At 64.6% G+C, this 17,912-nt stretch carries 2 protein-coding genes (1 of these 2 running past the window's edge); both read left to right on the forward strand.

Annotation, left to right across the window (positions count from 1 at the left end; genetic code table 11):
- Nucleotides 1–67, forward strand: the final stretch of a protein-coding gene (locus E4T63_RS11900) for a non-ribosomal peptide synthetase (protein WP_135295541.1). It extends 12,947 nt beyond the left edge of the window; 67 of the gene's 13,014 nt are visible here — the last part of the coding sequence; the start codon falls outside the window, past its left edge; the stop codon is at nt 65–67.
- Nucleotides 64–17,907 carry a non-ribosomal peptide synthase/polyketide synthase gene (locus E4T63_RS11905; protein ID WP_135295542.1) on the forward strand — a complete coding sequence of 5,948 codons (17,844 nt, stop codon included), beginning with the start codon at nt 64–66 and terminating at the stop codon, nt 17,905–17,907. Before E4T63_RS11900 ends, E4T63_RS11905 begins: the two co-directional genes overlap by 4 nt.
- Nucleotides 17,908–17,912 lie beyond the last annotated feature (5 nt).

Genomic DNA, 17,912 nt, shown 5'->3' on the forward strand with positions numbered 1-17,912 from the left:
GCTGTTCGAACATCCGACCTTGGCAGGCTACGCCGCAATTACCGAACGAATGGAGATCGTCCTGTGAACGTGATCGAACTGTTGGCCACATTGAAGGCTAAAGATATCCAGCTGGCGGTCGCGGACGACCAATTGCGGGTCAATGGCAACAAGCAGGCGTTGAACGACCCGGCGTTGCTGGCGCTGTTGCGCGAGCACAAACCGGCGCTGATCGAACTGATCAAGGCCGGGCAGTACTCGGCCAGCAAGCACGGCCAGGTCGAAGTGCCGGCCAACGGCATTGTTGCGGGTACCACGCGCATCACCCCGGCGATGCTGACGCTGGTCGAGCTCGACCAGGCGACCATCGACCACCTCGTCGCACAAGTCCCTGGCGGCGCGGCCAACGTGCAGGACATCTACCCGCTGGCGCCGCTGCAGGAAGGCATCCTGTATCACCACGTGAGTGGCGGTGACGGTGATCCGTATGTCATGCAATCGCATTTCGCCTTTGCCAGCCGCGAGCGTTTTCAAGCGTTCGCTCAAGCGCTGCAAGCGGTGATCGATCGCCATGACATTCTGCGCACCGCTGTGCATTGGGCAGGGCTGGATGCGCCGGTGCAGGTGGTCTGGCGTCGGGCCGAACTGCCAGTGGAAGAGGTGACGTTGCCTGATGCAAATGGCGACGTGCTGGCGTATCTGCATGAGCGTTTCGACGCCCGGCACTTCCGCCTCGACGTTACCCTGGCGCCACTGATGCGTCTGGCCCACGCCTGGGATGAAGCCGGGCAACGGGTGATCGCCACGCTGTTGTTCCATCACATGGCGCTCGACCACTCGGCCCTCGACGTGGTGCGCCACGAAATGCGCGCCTGCCTCACCGGGCAGCGTGAACGGCTCGGGCGCCCGGTGCCGTTTCGCAACTACGTGGCGCAGGCGCGTCTGGGCGTCAGCGAGGACGAGCACGAGGCGTTTTTCCGCGAAATGCTCAGCGATATCGACGAGCCGACGCTGCCTTATGGTCTGCAGGATGTGCAGGGTGACGGCAGTGAAATCGTCGAACTCAGCGTGCCGGTGCCAACGTTATTGGGCCAGCGTCTGCGGGCGCAGGCGCGAACCCTTGGCGTGAGTGTCGCCAGCCTGTTCCATCTCGGCTGGGCGCAGGTGCTGGCCGCGCTGACCGGCAAGCAGCAGGTGGTGTTCGGCACCGTGCTGATGGGCCGCATGCAGGGCGCCGAAGCGATTGACAGGGCGCTGGGAATTTTCATCAACACCTTGCCGTTGCGGGTGAATATCGATGGGCAGGATGTGCGCGCGGCGGTCAACGCCACCCACGCACGGTTGACCACGCTGATGCGTCACGAACACGCACCGCTGGCCCTGGCTCAGCGCTGCAGCCACGTGGTGGCGCCGACCCCGCTGTTCAGCACACTGCTCAATTATCGTCACAGCCACAACGTGGCCACTGCCAGCGCCGAAACCCTCGCGGCGTGGCAGGGCATCACCACCCTGCACTCAGAAGAGCGCAGCAACTATCCGCTGACCCTGAGTGTCGATGACCTCGGTGATGCATTCAGCCTGACCCTGCTGGCGAGCACCCAGACCGATCCGCAGCGCATCTGCGATTACCTGCACTGCGCGCTGGAAAACCTCGTGCTCGCGCTGGAGCAGGCGCCGCAGACACCGGTCAATCAACTGCCGATCCTGCCGGCGGCGGAGCTTGCGCAGGTACTGCTCGAGTTCAATGCCACTCAAGTGGATTTCCCGACTGCACAGACCATCCAGCAACGTTTCGAGGCGCAGGTGGCCGAACGGCCGGACGCGCTGGCGGCGGTGTTTGCCGATGCGCATTTGACTTACGCCGAACTCAATCAGCAGGCCAACGCCTTGGCGCAGCACCTGATCGGCTTGGGCGTGAAACCGGATGATCGCGTGGCGATCGTCGCCCGCCGTGGGCTGGACACGCTGGTGGGACTGGTGGCGATCCTCAAGGCCGGCGCCGGTTACGTGCCGATTGATCCGGCGCATCCGGCCGAGCGTTTGAACTACCTGCTCGACGACAGCGCGCCAGTCGCCGTACTGACCCAAAGTCATCTGCGCGAGCGACTGCCGGCGCTAAACGTGCCGGTGCTCGAACTCGACCGCTGCAACTGGCCGCAGGGCGTGACCCATAATCCGCGCGTTCCCGGCCTGAGTACCGAAAACCTGGCCTACGTGATCTACACCTCCGGCTCCACCGGCCTGCCCAAGGGGGTGATGGTCGAACATCACACCTTGAGCAATCTGGTCGACTGGCACTGCACCGCGTTCGACCTGTGTGCCGGGCGTCACACCTCAAGCTTGGCCGGTTTCGGCTTCGATGCGATGGCCTGGGAAGTCTGGCCGGCGTTGTGTGCGGGCGCGACCCTGCATCTGGCGCCGACTCACGAGGGCGGCGAGGACATCGATGCCTTGCTCGCGTGGTGGTGCGCGCAGCCGCTGGACGTGAGCTTCCTGCCGACGCCGGTGGCCGAATACGCCTTCAGCCAGAACCTCGAACACCCGACCCTGCGCACGTTGCTGATCGGCGGCGACCGCTTGCGTCAGTTCAATCGCAACCAGCATTTCGACGTGATCAACAACTACGGCCCGACCGAGGCCACGGTGGTCGCGACTTCAGGTCTGGTGCAAAGCGGCGATGCGCTGCACATCGGTAAACCGGTAAGCAATGCCACGGTCTACCTGCTCGACGAACAGCAGCGCCCGGTGCCAATTGGCGTGGCTGGCGAGTTGTACGTTGGCGGTGCCGGGGTCGCCCGTGGCTACCTGAATCGTCCGGACATGACTGCCGAGCGCTTTCTGCGTGACCCGTTCAGCCGCGCGCCGAACGCGCGGATGTACCGCACCGGCGACCTTGCACGCTGGCGCGAGGACGGCAACATCGAGTACCTGGGACGCAACGACGATCAAGTGAAAATCCGTGGCGTGCGCATCGAGCTGGGCGAGATCGAAACCTGCCTCAACCAGTTGCCGGGGATTCAGGAAGCGGTGCTGCTGGCCCGCGAAGATCAACCCGGCCAGCCGCGACTGGTGGCGTACTTCACCGAGCAGGCGCAGGTCGAAGCGCTGCCGGTGGGCGAGTTGCGCGCGCAATTGCTCAGCCGTTTGCCGGAGTACATGGTGCCGACGGCGTTCGTCAAACTCGCCGCGCTGCCGCTGACCGCCAATGGCAAGGTCGACCGCAAGGCCTTGCCGGCGCCGGATCTGGCGGCGCTGTTCACCCGCGAGTACGCGGCGCCCGAAGGCGAGGTGGAAACCGCGCTGGCGCAGATCTGGGCCGAGGTGCTGCAGGTTGAACGGGTCGGGCGGCAGGATCACTTTTTCGAACTCGGCGGGCATTCGTTGCTGGCGATGCGCATGGTCTCGCAAGTGCGCCAGCGCCTGGGTGTGGAGCTGGCGTTGAGCGATCTGTTCGCCAATGCCGAACTGGCGGCGGTCGCGGCAGTGCTGAGCGAGGCCGGGCGCTGTGCGCAACCGCAGATCGTGCCGGTCCCGCGTGACGGCGCGTTGCCGCTGTCGTTCGCCCAGCAACGCCTGTGGTTCCTCGCGCAAATGGAAGGCGCCAACACCGCCTACAACATTCCCGTGGCCCTGCGGCTGCGTGGCCGTCTCGACGACGCGGCGCTGCAACGCGCGCTGGCACGGATCGTCGCCCGCCACGAAACCCTGCGCAGCCGCTTCGCGCAATTCAACGACGAAGCGCAGGTGCTGATTGCCCCGGTGGACACCGGTCTGCTGCTGCGGGTCGAAGACCTGCGTCAGCACCCGCAACCCGACGAGACCCTGCAGGCGCTGATTCAGGGCGAAGCCTCCGGGCCGTTCGACTTGCAGGACGATCCGTTGATTCGCGGGCGACTGGTACGTCTGGCCGACGATCACCATGTGCTGTTGCTGACCCTGCACCACATCATCTCTGACGGTTGGTCGATGGGTGTTTTGACCCGTGAACTGATGGCGCTGTATCAGGCGTTCAGTCATGGCCAGCCGGATCCACTGGCGCCACTGGCGCTGCAATACACCGACTACGCGGTGTGGCAACGGCGCTGGCTCAGCGGCGAAGTGCTGCAGCGTCAGAGCGAATACTGGCAACAGACCCTCGCTGGCGCCCCGGCACTGCTGATGCTGCCGACCGATCGGCCGCGCCCGGCGCAGCAGGACTATGCCGGCAGCAGCGTTGCCGTCGTGCTCGACGAACGCTTGAGCGCCGGGCTCAAAGCCTTGGGCCAGCGTCACGGCGTGACCCTGTACATGACGCTGATGAGTACCTGGGCGATGCTGCTCAGCCGTTTGTCCGGGCAGGCTGAAGTGGTGATCGGTTCGCCAGTGGCCAACCGCACCCGCGCCGAGATCGAAGGCCTGATCGGCATGTTCGTCAACACTCTGGCCTTGCGCATCGACACCTCCGGCGAGCTGAGCGTCGAAGCGCTGCTGGCGCGGGTCAAGGCGCAAACCCTGCAAGCGCAGGCGCATCAGGATCTGCCGTTCGAGCAAGTGGTGGAAATCACCCGGCCGGTGCGCAGCCTGGCGCACAGCCCGTTGTTCCAGAGCTTGCTCAGTTGGGATGGCCTCGAAAGCCCGGCGCTGGCCCTCGGCGAACTGACGCTGGAAGGCGTGGCCGAGCCGAGCCACTTTGCCAAGTTCGACCTGTCGCTGAGCCTCAGCGAGTCCAACGGCAGCATTCGCGGATCGCTGGAATACGCCACGGCGTTGTTTGACCAGAGCACGGTCGAGCGCTTCACCGGTTACTTCCTGCGCCTGTTGCAGGCGATGGTCACCAACGATCAGGCAGTGCTGGAACACGCGCCGCTGCTGGCGCAGGAAGAACAGCAGCGCTTGCTGGTCGAGTTCAATGCCACGCAGGTCGATTACAACCTTGAGCAGACCATTCATGGTCTGTTCGAAGCGCAAGTGGCGCGCTCGCCGCTGGCACCAGCGGTGGTCGCGGGTGAGCAGCAACTGAGCTACGCCGAACTCAACGCTCGGGCCAATCAACTGGCGCGACACCTGCGTGAATTGGGTGTAGGACCGGATGCGCGGGTGGCGCTCTGCGTCGAGCGCGGTCTGGACATGGTGGTCGGGCTGCTGGCAATCCTCAAGGCCGGCGGCGGTTATGTGCCGCTGGACCCGGCGTATCCGCTGGAACGTCTGGCCTACATGCTGGAGGACAGCGCGCCGTTGGCGGTGCTGGTGCAGGGTTCGACGCGTTCGCTGCTCGGCGAAGTCGCCGTGCCGGTGATCGATCTGGATCAGCCGCACTGGCAATCGCTGCCGACGGACAATCTATCGCTCGCTGAGTTGACCCCGCAGCACACCGCCTACGTGATCTACACCTCCGGTTCCACTGGCCAACCAAAAGGCGTGATCAACGAACACGCCGGGGTGGTCAACCGTCTGCTGTGGATGCAGGACGCCTATCAACTCACCGCCAGCGACACGGTGTTGCAGAAGACCCCGTTCAGCTTCGACGTCTCGGTATGGGAGTTCTTCTGGCCGTTGATGACCGGCGCTCGATTGGTCATGGCCCGGCCCGAGGGGCACAAGGATCCGCAGTACCTCAGTGAAGTGATCGAGCGTGAACACATCACCACGCTGCACTTCGTACCGTCGATGCTCGAGGTCTTTCTCGCCCACGCCGACACCGCACGTTGCAGCAGTCTGCGGCAAGTGATGTGCAGCGGCGAAGCGCTGCCGGGCAGCGTGGTGCGACGCTTCAAGCAGCAATTGCCGGCCAGCCAATTGCACAACCTCTACGGCCCGACCGAAGCCGCAGTGGACGTCACCGCGTGGAATTGCGCCGGGCCGCTGGAAAGCACCCCGGACAACACGCCGATCGGCAAACCGATTGCCAACACCCGGATGTACATCCTTGATGCCCAGCAACAACCGGTGCCGCACGGTGTGGTCGGCGAGCTGTATATCGGTGGCGTGCAGGTAGCGCGCGGTTATCTGAATCGCCCGGAACTGAACGCCGAACGCTTCCTCAACGACCCGTTCCAGAGTAATGGGCGGATGTACCGCACCGGCGACGTCGCTCGTTATCTGCCCGACGGCAATATCGAATACCTCGGTCGCAACGACGATCAGGTGAAGATCCGCGGTTTGCGCATCGAACTCGGTGAAATCCAGGCGCGCCTGACCCAGATCGACGGCATTCAGGAAGCCGCTGTACTGGCCCGCGAAGACGTGCCGGGGGACAAGCGTCTGGTCGCGTACTACACCGGCGCACCGCTGGAAGTCGAAACGCTGCGCAGCCATCTGCTGGAAAACTTGCCGGACTACATGGTGCCCGCACTGTTCGTGCATCTCGATGCATTGCCGCTCAGCCCTAACGGCAAACTTGACCGCAAGGCGCTGCCGGCCCCCGATCTGGCGGCGCAGACCGCCCGTGAATACGAAGCCCCGGTCGGCGAAGTGGAAACCGCGCTCGCGCAGCTCTGGGCTGAATTGCTCAAGGTTGAGCGGGTAGGGCGCCACGACCATTTCTTCGAACTCGGTGGTCACTCGTTGCTGGCGGTGAATCTGGTGGCGCGGATGCGCCGTGCCGGCCTGAGCGCCGACATTCGCGTGCTGTTCAACCAGCCGACCCTCGCCGCACTGGCCGCTGCCGTGGGTGGCGAGCCCGAGGCCGAAGTCGCGGCCAACCTGATCACTGCGGACTGCACGCGTATCACTCCCGAGCTGCTGCCACTGGTGGCGCTCGATCAGTCGAGCATCGATCGTATCGTCGCCAGCATCCCCGGCGGCGTGGCCAACGTGCAGGACATTTACCCGCTGGCGCCGTTGCAGACCGGCATCCTGTTCCATCATCTGTCCGCCGCGCAGGGCGATCCGTATGTGTTGCAGGCGCAGTTTGCGTTTGCTGACGAGCAACGCCTTGACGCTTTCACCCAGGCCTTGCAGAACGTGATCCAGCGTCACGACATCCTGCGCACTTCACTGTTCTGGGACGGGCTGCAAGACCCGGTGCAAGTGGTCTGGCGTGAGGCGCCGCTGGTTTGCGAAGCGCTGGAACTGAATGGCGCGGACGGTGATGTACTCGAGCAATTGCGCCAACGCTTCGACGCTGCGCAATACCGCATGGCCGTCAATCAGGCGCCGCTGATGCGCGTCGTGCACGCCTGGGACGCCGCCAATCAACGTGTGGTGGCGTTGCTGCTGTTCCATCACCTGGTGATGGACCACGTGGCGCTGGAGGTGCTGCAACACGAAATGCAGGCGTTCCTCAGCGGCCAGCCGCAACGTCTGGCCGAGCCGGTGCCGTATCGCAATTACGTGGCGCACAGCCGTGGCGCAATCAGTGATCAGGCGCATGAAGCGTTCTTCCGCGAAATGCTCGGTGACGTCAGCGAACCGAGCGCGCCGTACGGCCAGCACAGCATTGCCGAGGGCCACGCCGCAGAAGCACGACGGGTACTCGACCTCGATCTGAGTCAGCGCGTCAGGGCCAAGGCCCGGCGTCTGGGGATCAGCGCCGCGAGCCTGATGCATCTGGCCTGGGCGCAGGTGCTGGGAAAACTCTCCGGGCGAGACGCGGTGGTGTTCGGCACCGTGTTGCTGGGGCGGTTGCAGGCGGGCGAGGGCGCCGAACGCGCGCTGGGGGTGTTCATCAACACCTTGCCGCTGCGCGTCGATCTCGGGCAACGCTCGGCGCAGGAAGCCGCGCTCGCCACCCACCAACAGTTGAACGCGCTGCTGCAACATGAGCATGCGCAATTGGCGCTGGCCCAGCGTTGCAGTGGTATGCCCGCCGGCACGCCGTTATTCAGTACGCTGTTCAACTATCGCCACAGCGCAACTGCCGGCACGCCTTCTGCGGAGGCGACGAACGCGTGGCAAGGCATGCAGTTGCTCAATACCCAGGAGCACACCAACTATCAGTTGAGCGTGAGTGTCGATGACCTCGGCGAAGGTTTCGGCTTCACTGCACTGGCTGCCCCCGGCATCGATCCCGCACGCATCTGCGAGTACCTGCAACGGGCGGTGAGCAACCTGCTGCAGGCACTGGAACAGACACCACAATTGAGCGTTGATCAGGTGTCGATCCTGGCCCCGGACGAACGCCGGCAATTGCTGGTCGAGTTCAATGCCACCGAGCGGGAATACCCGCGTGCGCTGACCGTGCACGCATTATTCGAAAGGCAAATGGCGGCAGATCCACACGCCATCGCTGTGGTGCATGGCGGGCAAATGTCGAGTTATGCCGATTTGAATGATCGGGCCAACCGTTTGGCCCACTACCTGATCGCTCAAGGCGCAAAGCCGGGCGCTCATGTGGCGATCCTGCTGCCGCGCTCGCGGGAGCTGTTGGTCGCGCAGCTGGCGATTGCCAAGTGCGCAGCGGCCTATGTGCCGCTGGACATCAACGCGCCGAGCGAGCGCCAGGCGTTCATGCTTGAGGACAGCCGCGCCGTGGCGTTGCTGACACTCAGCAGCGAAGAGATCGACTACGCCGCGCCGCGCATCGACCTCGACCGGCTCAAGCTCAGCGGTCAGTCGACGCACAATCCGAATCTGGCGCAAAGCTCGGACGCGCTGGCGTACATCATGTACACCTCCGGTTCCACCGGTACGCCGAAGGGTGTGATGGTGCCGCACCGTGGCATCGCTCGTCTGGTGCTGAACAACGGCTACGCCGATTTCAACCGGCAGGATCGCGTAGCGTTTGCGTCCAACCCGGCGTTCGACGCCAGCACCATGGACATCTGGGGGCCGCTGCTCAACGGCGGACGCGTGGTGGTGATCGATCACCAGACCCTGCTGGATCCGAACGCATTCGGTCGCGAATTGAGCGCCAGCGGCGCGACAATCCTGTTTGTCACCACCGCGCTGTTCAACCAGTACGTGCAACTGATTCCGCAGGCCCTGAAAGGCTTGCGCATGGTTCTGTGCGGCGGTGAACGCGGCGATCCGGCAAGCTTCCGCCGCTTGCGGGCCGAGGCGCCGCAGCTGCGCATCGTGCATTGCTACGGCCCGACCGAAACCACCACTTACGCCACCACGTTTGAAGTGCACGAAGTGGCGGAAAACGCCGAAAGCGTGCCGATTGGCGCGCCGATCTCCAACACGCAGGTGTACGTGCTCGACGCGCATCAGCAACCGGTGCCGATGGGCGTGACCGGCGAGTTGTACATCGGCGGGCAGGGCGTGGCCCTCGGTTACTTGAACCGTGCCGATCTGACGGCGGAAAAATTCCTGCCCGATCCGTTCAGCGACCGTCCGGGCGCGTTGCTCTACCGCACTGGCGACCTCGTGCGCTGGCTGGCGCCGGGGCAGCTCGATTGCATCGGGCGCAATGACGATCAGGTGAAAATCCGTGGTTTCCGCATCGAACTCGGTGAGATCGAAAATCGTTTGCTGAGCTATCCGGGGATCAACGAAGCGGTGGTGCTCGCCCGGCGCGATGGTCAGGAACCGCTGCGGCTGGTGGCCTACTACACCGCGCACGACGGCACGCTGGAACTGGCTGGCCTGCGTGAGCATTTGCAGACGCAATTGCCGGAATACATGGTGCCGAGTGCCTGGGTGCAGCTCGATGCCTTGCCGCTGAACAACAACGGCAAGGTTGATCGCAAAGCCTTGCCCGAACCGGATGCTGCGGCGTTGTTCACCCGTGAATACGTTGCGCCGCAAGGTGAACTGGAAACCGCGCTGGCGCAGATCTGGGCCGAGACCCTGCAAGTCGAACAGATCGGCCGCCATGACCACTTCTTCGAACTCGGCGGTCATTCGTTGCTGGCGATGCGCATGCTGTCGCAGGTGCGCCAGCGTCTGGGCGTCGAACTGCCCCTGAGCGAGTTGTTTGCCGATCCGCATCTCAGCGCGGTGGCCGAGGTGCTGACCCGCGCCGGGCGCAGCACGCTGCCAGAGATCGTCGCGGCCGCGCCGGATCAAGCGCTGCCGCTGTCCTTCGCCCAGCAGCGCCTGTGGTTCCTCGCGCAAATGGACGGTGGCAACTCGGCGTACAACATTCCGCTTGGCCTGCGCCTGCGCGGGCAACTCGACGGCGAAGCGCTGCAACGCGCACTGGCGCAGATCGTTGCGCGGCACGCAACCCTGCGCAGCCGTTTCGTCAGCATCGACGATCAGGCGCAGGTGCTGATTGCGCCGGTCGATAGCGGTCTGCTGTTGCCGATTGAAGACCTGCGCCAAGACCCGCAGGCCGAAGCCAGCGTGCAGGCGCTGCTCGCGCAGGAAGCCGCGACGGCCTTCGATCTGCAGCACGATCCACTGATTCGCGGACGTCTGGTACGTCTGGCCGACGAGCACCATGTGCTGTTGCTGACCGTGCATCACATCGTCGCCGACGGTTGGTCGATGGGTGTGCTGACCCGTGAGCTGATGGCGCTGTATCAGGCCTTCAGTCACGGTCAGCCGGATCCATTGCCGCCACTTGCGCTGCAATACGGCGACTACGCCGTGTGGCAGCGGCGCTGGCTCAGCGGTGAAGTGCTGCAGCGGCAGAGCGATTACTGGCAGCAGACCCTCGACGGCGCGCCGGCCTTGCTGACCCTGCCCACCGACCGTCCGCGTCCGCCACAACAGGACTTTGCCGGCAGCAGCGTCGAAGTACGCCTGGATGAGCAACTAAGTGCCGGGCTAAGAGCCTTGAGTCAGCGTCACGGCGTGACCCTGTTCATGACCCTGATGAGTGCCTGGTCGCTGTTGCTGAGTCGTCTGTCTGGGCAGTCCGACGTGGTGATCGGCTCGCCGGTGGCCAACCGCACCCGCGCTGAGATCGAAGGCCTGATCGGCATGTTCGTCAACACCCTGGCGCTGCGCATCGACACCTCGGGTGAACCGAGCGTTGCCACGCTGCTGGCGCGGGTCAAGGCGCGCACGCTGGAGGCGCAGGCGCATCAGGATCTGCCGTTCGAGCACGTGGTGGAAATCGCCCGGCCGGCGCGCAGTCTGGCGCACAGCCCGTTGTTCCAGAGCACGCTGAGCTGGGACAGCAGCGTCGGCCCGCACCTGGCGCTGGGCGATCTGAGCCTCGAAGGGGTGGCCGCGCCGGGCCGGGTGGCCAAGTTCGACCTGACTTTGACCCTGGGTGAGGTCAACGGGGTGATTCGCGGTTCGCTGGAATACGCCACGGCGTTGTTCGATCAAGCGACCGTCGAGCGTTATGTCGGCTACTTGCAGCGCCTGCTGGCGGCGATGGTCAGCGATGAGCTGACAGTCCTGGAGCGGGTGCAATTACTCGCCGAGTCTGAGCGTCAGCGCTTGCTGTACGACTTCAACGCCACGGCGCGCGAGTATCCGCAAACGCTGACCGTACACGGGATTTTCCAGCAACAGGCAGCGGCGCATCCCAAAGCGGTGGCGGCGGTGCATGGCGAGCATTCGCTGAGCTACTTTGAGCTGAACGCCCAGGCCAACCGTCTGGCGCATCACTTGATCAGCCACGGCGTGCAGCCCGGCGACCACGTGGCGATCCTGCTGCCACGCTCGCTGGAGTTGCTGGTGGCGCAACTGGCGATTGCCAAATGCGCGGCGGCCTATGTGCCGCTGGACATCAACGCGCCGAGCGAGCGGCAGGCGTTCATGGTCGAGGACTGTCACGCGGCGGCGTTGCTGACCCTCAGCAGTGAAGTCATCGACTACGCTGCGCCACGCATCGACCTCGACCGCTTGACCCTCAGCGGCCAACCGACGCACAACCCGAATCTGGCGCAGTCCTCGGAGTCGCTGGCGTACATCATGTACACCTCCGGCTCCACCGGCACCCCGAAAGGCGTGATGGTGCCGCACCGCGCCATCGGCCGCCTGGTGCTGAACAACGGTTATGCCGATTTCAACCCGCAGGATCGCGTGGTGTTCGCCTCCAACCCGGCGTTCGACGCCAGCACCATGGACATCTGGGGGCCGCTGCTCAACGGCGGGCGCGTGGTGGTGATCGATCACCAGACCTTGCTCGATCCGAGTGCGTTCGGCCATGAATTGAGCGCCTCCGGGGCGACCGTGCTGTTCGTCACCACGGCGCTGTTCAACCAGTATGTGCAGCTGATTCCGCAGGCGCTGAAAGGCTTGCGCATTCTGTTGTGTGGTGGTGAGCGTGGCGATCCGGCGGCGTTCCGTCGACTGCTGGCCGAGGCGCCCGCGCTGCGCATCGTGCATTGCTACGGTCCGACCGAAACCACCACTTACGCCACGACATTTGAAGTGCGTGAAGTGGCGGAAAACGCCGAGAGCGTGCCGATTGGCGCGCCGATCTCCAACACTCAGGTGTATGTGCTCGACACGCATCAGCAACCGGTGCCGATGGGCGTGACCGGCGAGTTGTACATCGGCGGGCAGGGCGTGGCGCTGGGTTATCTGAATCGCGCCGATCTGACCGCCGAGAAGTTTCTGTGTGATCCGTTCAGCGAGCAGCCGGGTGCGTTGCTGTATCGCACCGGCGACCTCGCACGCTGGCTGGCCCCGGGGCAGCTCGATTGCATCGGGCGCAATGACGATCAGGTGAAGATTCGCGGTTTCCGTATCGAGTTGGGCGAAATCGAAAACCGCCTGCTCAACTGCCAAGGGATCAAGGAAGCGGTGGTGCTGGCGCGCCGCGATGGTCAGGACATCACGCGTCTGGTGGCCTACTACACCGCGCACGCCGGCCGTCTGGACAGCGCGGATCTGCACGCGCAGTTGCTGGCGCGACTGCCGGAATACATGGTGCCGACCGCCTGGGTACAACTGGATGTACTGCCGTTGAACAACAACGGCAAGGTCGACCGCAAGGCGCTGCCGGCACCGACGCAGGCAGCGCTGCTCAGCCGGGTGTATGTGGCGCCGATCTCGGCGCTGGAACAACATTTGGCGCGGATCTGGGCCGGTTTGTTGCAGCTCGAACAGGTCGGTCGTCACGACAACTTCTTCGAACTGGGCGGGCATTCGTTGCTGGCGATGCGCATGCTGTCGCAGGTGCGCCAGCAGTTGGGCGTCGAGCTGACACTCGCCGAGTTGTTCGCCAACCCCGAGCTGGCCGCTGTCGCCGAGGTGTTGAGCCGGGCGGGGCGCAGCACCTTGCCGGAGATTTTGTCGGCACCGCGTGATCAGCTATTGCCGCTGTCATTCGCCCAGCAACGCCTGTGGTTCCTGGCGCAGATGGACGGCGGCAACAGCGCCTACAACATCCCGGTCGGTTTGCGCCTGCGCGGTCGACTGGATGAAGACGCGCTGCAACGGGCTCTGGCACGCATCGTCGCCCGACACGAAACCCTGCGCAGCCGCTTCAGCCAGATCGACGATCAGCCGCAGGTGCTGATTCTGCCGGCCGAGAGCGGTCTGCTGCTGACGGTAGAAGACCTGCGTCAGCACCCACAGGCTGACAATGCCTTGCGTGGTCTGATCGAGGAACAGGCCTGCGCTTCGTTCAATCTGCAGCACGATGCGCTGCTGCGCGGACGTCTTGTGCGTCTGGCCGACGACCATCATGTGCTGTTGCTGACGCTGCACCACATCATCGCCGATGGCTGGTCGATGGGCGTGCTGACCCGTGAGCTGGCGGCGTTGTATCAGGCGTTCAGCCGTGGCGAGGACGATCCGCTGCCGCCGCTGGCGCTGCAATACACCGACTACGCGGTGTGGCAACGGCGCTGGCTCAGTGGCGAGGTGCTGCAGCGTCAGAGCGATTACTGGCAGCAGACCCTGGCCGGCGCGCCAGCCCTGCTGACCCTGCCCACCGACCGTCCGCGTCCGCCACAGCAGGACTATTCCGGCAGCCGCGTCGACCTGCTGCTCGATCAACACTTGAGCGCCGGTTTGAAAGCCTCGTGTCAGCGTCGCGCGGTGACGCCGTACATGGTGATCATGAGCGCCTGGGCGATGTTGCTCAGTCGGTTGTCCGGGCAGAGCGACGTGGTGATCGGCTCGCCGGTGGCCAACCGCACCCGCGCCGAGATCGAAGGCCTGATCGGCATGTTCGTCAACACCCTGGCGCTGCGCATCGACACCTCGGGTGAGCCGAGCGGCGAGGCGCTGCTGGCGCGGGTCAAGGCGCAGACTCTGGACGCTCAGGCGCATCAGGATCTGCCGTTCGAGCAAGTGGTGGACATCAGCAAGCCTGTCCGCAGCCTGTCGCACAGCGCGTTGTTCCAGACCATGCTCAGTTGGGACAACAACGACGGTCCGAGCCTGACCCTCGGCGACCTGACCCTGGAAGGGGTGGCCGGCGACAGCCATTTTGTGAAGTTCGACCTGTCGCTGAGTCTTGGCGATTCCCACGACGGGATTCGCGGTTCGTTGCGCTATGCCACGGCGTTGTTCGATGAAGCGACGGTGCAGCGTTTTGTCGGCTACTTCCAGCGGCTGCTGGCGGCGCTGGTCAACGATGATCAGGCGGTGCTTGCGCGAGTGCCGTTGCTGGCACCGCAGGAGCAGCAGCGTTTGCTGGTCGATTTCAATGCCAGCGCCGTTGATTGTCCGCTGGAGCAGCCGTTGCATGGCTTGTTCGAAGCGCAGGTGCGGCGCAAACCGGACGCTGTCGCGCTGCAGTCCGCGCAAGGCAACCTGACCTACCGCGAGCTCAATCAGCGCGCCAACCGCTTGGCCCAGCACCTGCGCGAACTCGGTGTGCAGCCGGATGCGCGGGTGGCGATCTGCGTCGAGCGCGGGTTGGATCTGGTGGTCGGTCTGCTCGGCATCCTCAAGGCCGGTGGTGCCTATGTGCCGCTGGACCCGGGGTATCCGGTGGAGCGTCTGGCCTACATGCTCAAGGACAGCGCGCCGACTGCGGTGCTGGTGCAGACCGCTACTCGCGGGTTGTTCGATGACGCGGTCGCCACGGTGATCGACCTTGACCGCAGTACCTGGCAGCACCTGCCGGATCACGATTCGTCAGTGCCGGGCCTCAGCGCCTCGAACCTTGCGTACATGATCTACACCTCCGGTTCTACCGGGCTGCCGAAGGGCGTGATGATCGAACACCGCAGCGCCTGCAACATGGTGCATTGGGGTTCGCAGATTTCGCCGCCGACCGAACACGGTGCGTTGCTGCAAAAAGCACCGTTCAGCTTCGACAGTTCGGTGTGGGAGATCTTCTGGCCGCTGTGTTCCGGGATGCGTCTGGTGCTGGCGCGGCCGAACGGCAACCGCGATTCGGCCTATGTGGTGCAGACCATTCGTGAGCAGCAGGTCACCGTAGTCAAATTCGTTCCGGCGCTGTTGCAGCAGTTCATTGAGCAGGACGGTGTCGAGCAATGCACCAGCCTGACCGATGTGCTCAACGGTGGTGGTGAACTCAGTGCGGTACTGGCGCGACAGGTGCGTGATCGCCTGCCGTGGGTGCGTTTGCACAACGTTTATGGCCCGACTGAAACCACGGTGGACAGCACGGGCTGGACGCTGGAGCCGCATATGCCGGTGCCGGACAACGTGGTGCCGATCGGCACAGCCTTGAGCAACACTCGGCTGTACGTGCTCGATGCGTACGGTCAGCCGGTGCCGCAAGGCGTCAGTGGTGAGTTGCACATTGGCGGCGTCGGCGTGGCGCGTGGTTATCACGGACTGCCGGAGATGCAGGCCGAGCGCTTCATCGACAGCCCGTTTGTGGCGGGTGATCGCCTTTACCGTACGGGAGATCTGGCGCGCTACAACAATCACGGCGAGCTGGAATTCCTTGGTCGCAACGACTTCCAGATCAAGCTGCGGGGCTTGCGCTTGGAGCCGGGGGAAATCGAGGCGCGGATGATCGAACATCCGGCGATTCGCGAGGCGGTGGTGATGGTCCGTGATGAGCGTCTGGTGGCCTGGTACACCGTGCGTTCCGGCGTGGAAGCACCGAGTCTTGAGACGTTGCGCAGCCATGTGCTGGAGCGCCTGCCGGAATACATGGTGCCGGGCGCGTTCGTGTTGCTCGACGCTTTGCCGCTGACACCAAACGACAAGATTGATCGCAAAGCCCTGCCGGAGCCGGGAGCGGACGCCGTGATCAACCGCCCATACGTGGCGCCACAGGGTGACGTCGAAACCGCGCTGGCGCAGATATGGGGTGAAGTCCTCGGCGTCGAACAGGTCGGTCGCCATGACAACTTCTTTGAACTGGGCGGGCATTCGTTGCTGGCGGTGAAGCTGGTCAATCTGATGCAACGGGCCGGGCTGTCGCTGTCGCTGGCCGAACTGTTCCAGCATCCGAGCATCGAGTCTGCCGCCGCGCTGCTCAGTCAGGGCGAGGCGGTCAGTCAGCCTGACGGGCTGGTCGTGGTGCGTGCCGGGACGCACGGTACGCCGCTGTTCCTGCTGCATGAATTCAGCGGCAGGGACGTGTATTTCCCGACGCTGGCCCAGCACATCGGTGGCGAGTTCCCGATTTACGGCCTGCCCGGTGTGCCGCTGGGGCAAGCGCAATTGCGCACGCTTGAGTGCATGGCGCAGCGCATGGTCGGGATCATCCGCGCGGTACAGCCTCACGGGCCGTATCGGCTGGCGGGCTGGTCGTTCGGCGGGGTGCTGGCGCATGAGGTCGCGCAGCAATTGCTCGGCCTCGATGAGCCGGTGGATTTCATCGGCATGCTCGACAGCTATGCGCCAAACCCACTCGCCCAAGACAAAACGATGTGGAGCGGCGAGGGCCTCGACAAGCGTCAGTTGCTCGGCCATTGCCGTGGGCGTTCGCTGATGCTTGGTGCTGGAAGCGAGACGGCGCTGGCGGCGGTGCAAGCGCTGGAAGCGCAAGTCGAACAACTGGATTTCCCCGAGCTGTTCAAGCGCTGTCAGGCGCAGCAACTGACCGATCCGGAACTGGCCACGGTCAGCGCGGCGGACGCCTGGCATTACTTTGATCGCGAAGCGGCGCATCGTCTGGCGCTGGCGCATTACCGGGTCAGCCCGGCGAGCCAGCCGATCCACCTGTTCCGTGCACAGGAACTGATGGAAGGCCAGTCATTGCCGAGCTCGACGCGCGGCTGGGAAGAGCGCTTCGACATTGGCTTGCTGCGCTGCATCGACATCCCCGGCGACCACCGGACCATGATGAAGCACCCGCACATCCAAGCGCTTGGCCAGGCCATTACCCAGGCGCTGGAAACCCTGGTGACGCCGGAACCGGCGCTGTATCAACCGCTGCTGACGATTCAGACCGGGCAGCCGGGGCATGCGCCGATTTTCTGTGTGCCGGGGGCGGGTGACAGCGTCACCGGGTTCATTCACCTGACCGAGGCGATCGGCCCGGAGTGGCCGATCATCGGCCTGCAACCGCGCGGGCTGGACGGCGTCAGTGTGCCGCACAGCGCGGTCGAAGCCGCTGCCGCGTTCTACCTGCAAGCCATCGAGCAGATCCACCCGCAGGGGCCGCTGCACCTGATCGGCCATTCGTTCGGCGGCTGGGTCGCGCATGCCATGGCTGCGCAGTTGCAGGCGGCCGGGCGCGAGGTGGCTTCGCTGACCTTGATCGACAGCGAGGCACCGGGCGGTGACGGCACGGCGGGCAAGCCGTACACGGCCACTGCCGCGCTGCAACGGCTGATTGACACCCTGCAGTTATCCTGTGGCAAATCGCTGGGCATCGATCCTGCGACCTTCGCCAACGCCGACGACACCACGCAACTGCGTCTGCTGCACGACGGCATGGTGCGCGCCGGGGTGTTGTCGGAGCGCGCGGCGCCGGACGCGATGCATGGCCCGGTACGCACCTTCGCCAGCGCCTTGCGCACGGTCTATCAACCGCGACTGGCCTATACCGGGCCGGTGCGGCTGGTACTGGTCGATGACCCGACGCTGGACGAGTGGGGCAATCAGCGCGAACAGGCGGCGGTGCTTGAAGGCTGGCAGCGGCAGGTCAGCGATCTGGCGGTGTGGTACGGGCCGGGCAACCACTTCACGATTCTCAAGGCGCCCAACGTCTTCAGTTTCGCCGCGTGGTGGCATGACGGCCTGGCGCTGACGGTCGGCGAAGTGCTGTCCTGAGTGTG

It is taken from the genome of Pseudomonas fluorescens, assembly GCF_004683905.1.
Taxonomy (GTDB): domain Bacteria; phylum Pseudomonadota; class Gammaproteobacteria; order Pseudomonadales; family Pseudomonadaceae; genus Aquipseudomonas; species Aquipseudomonas putida_A.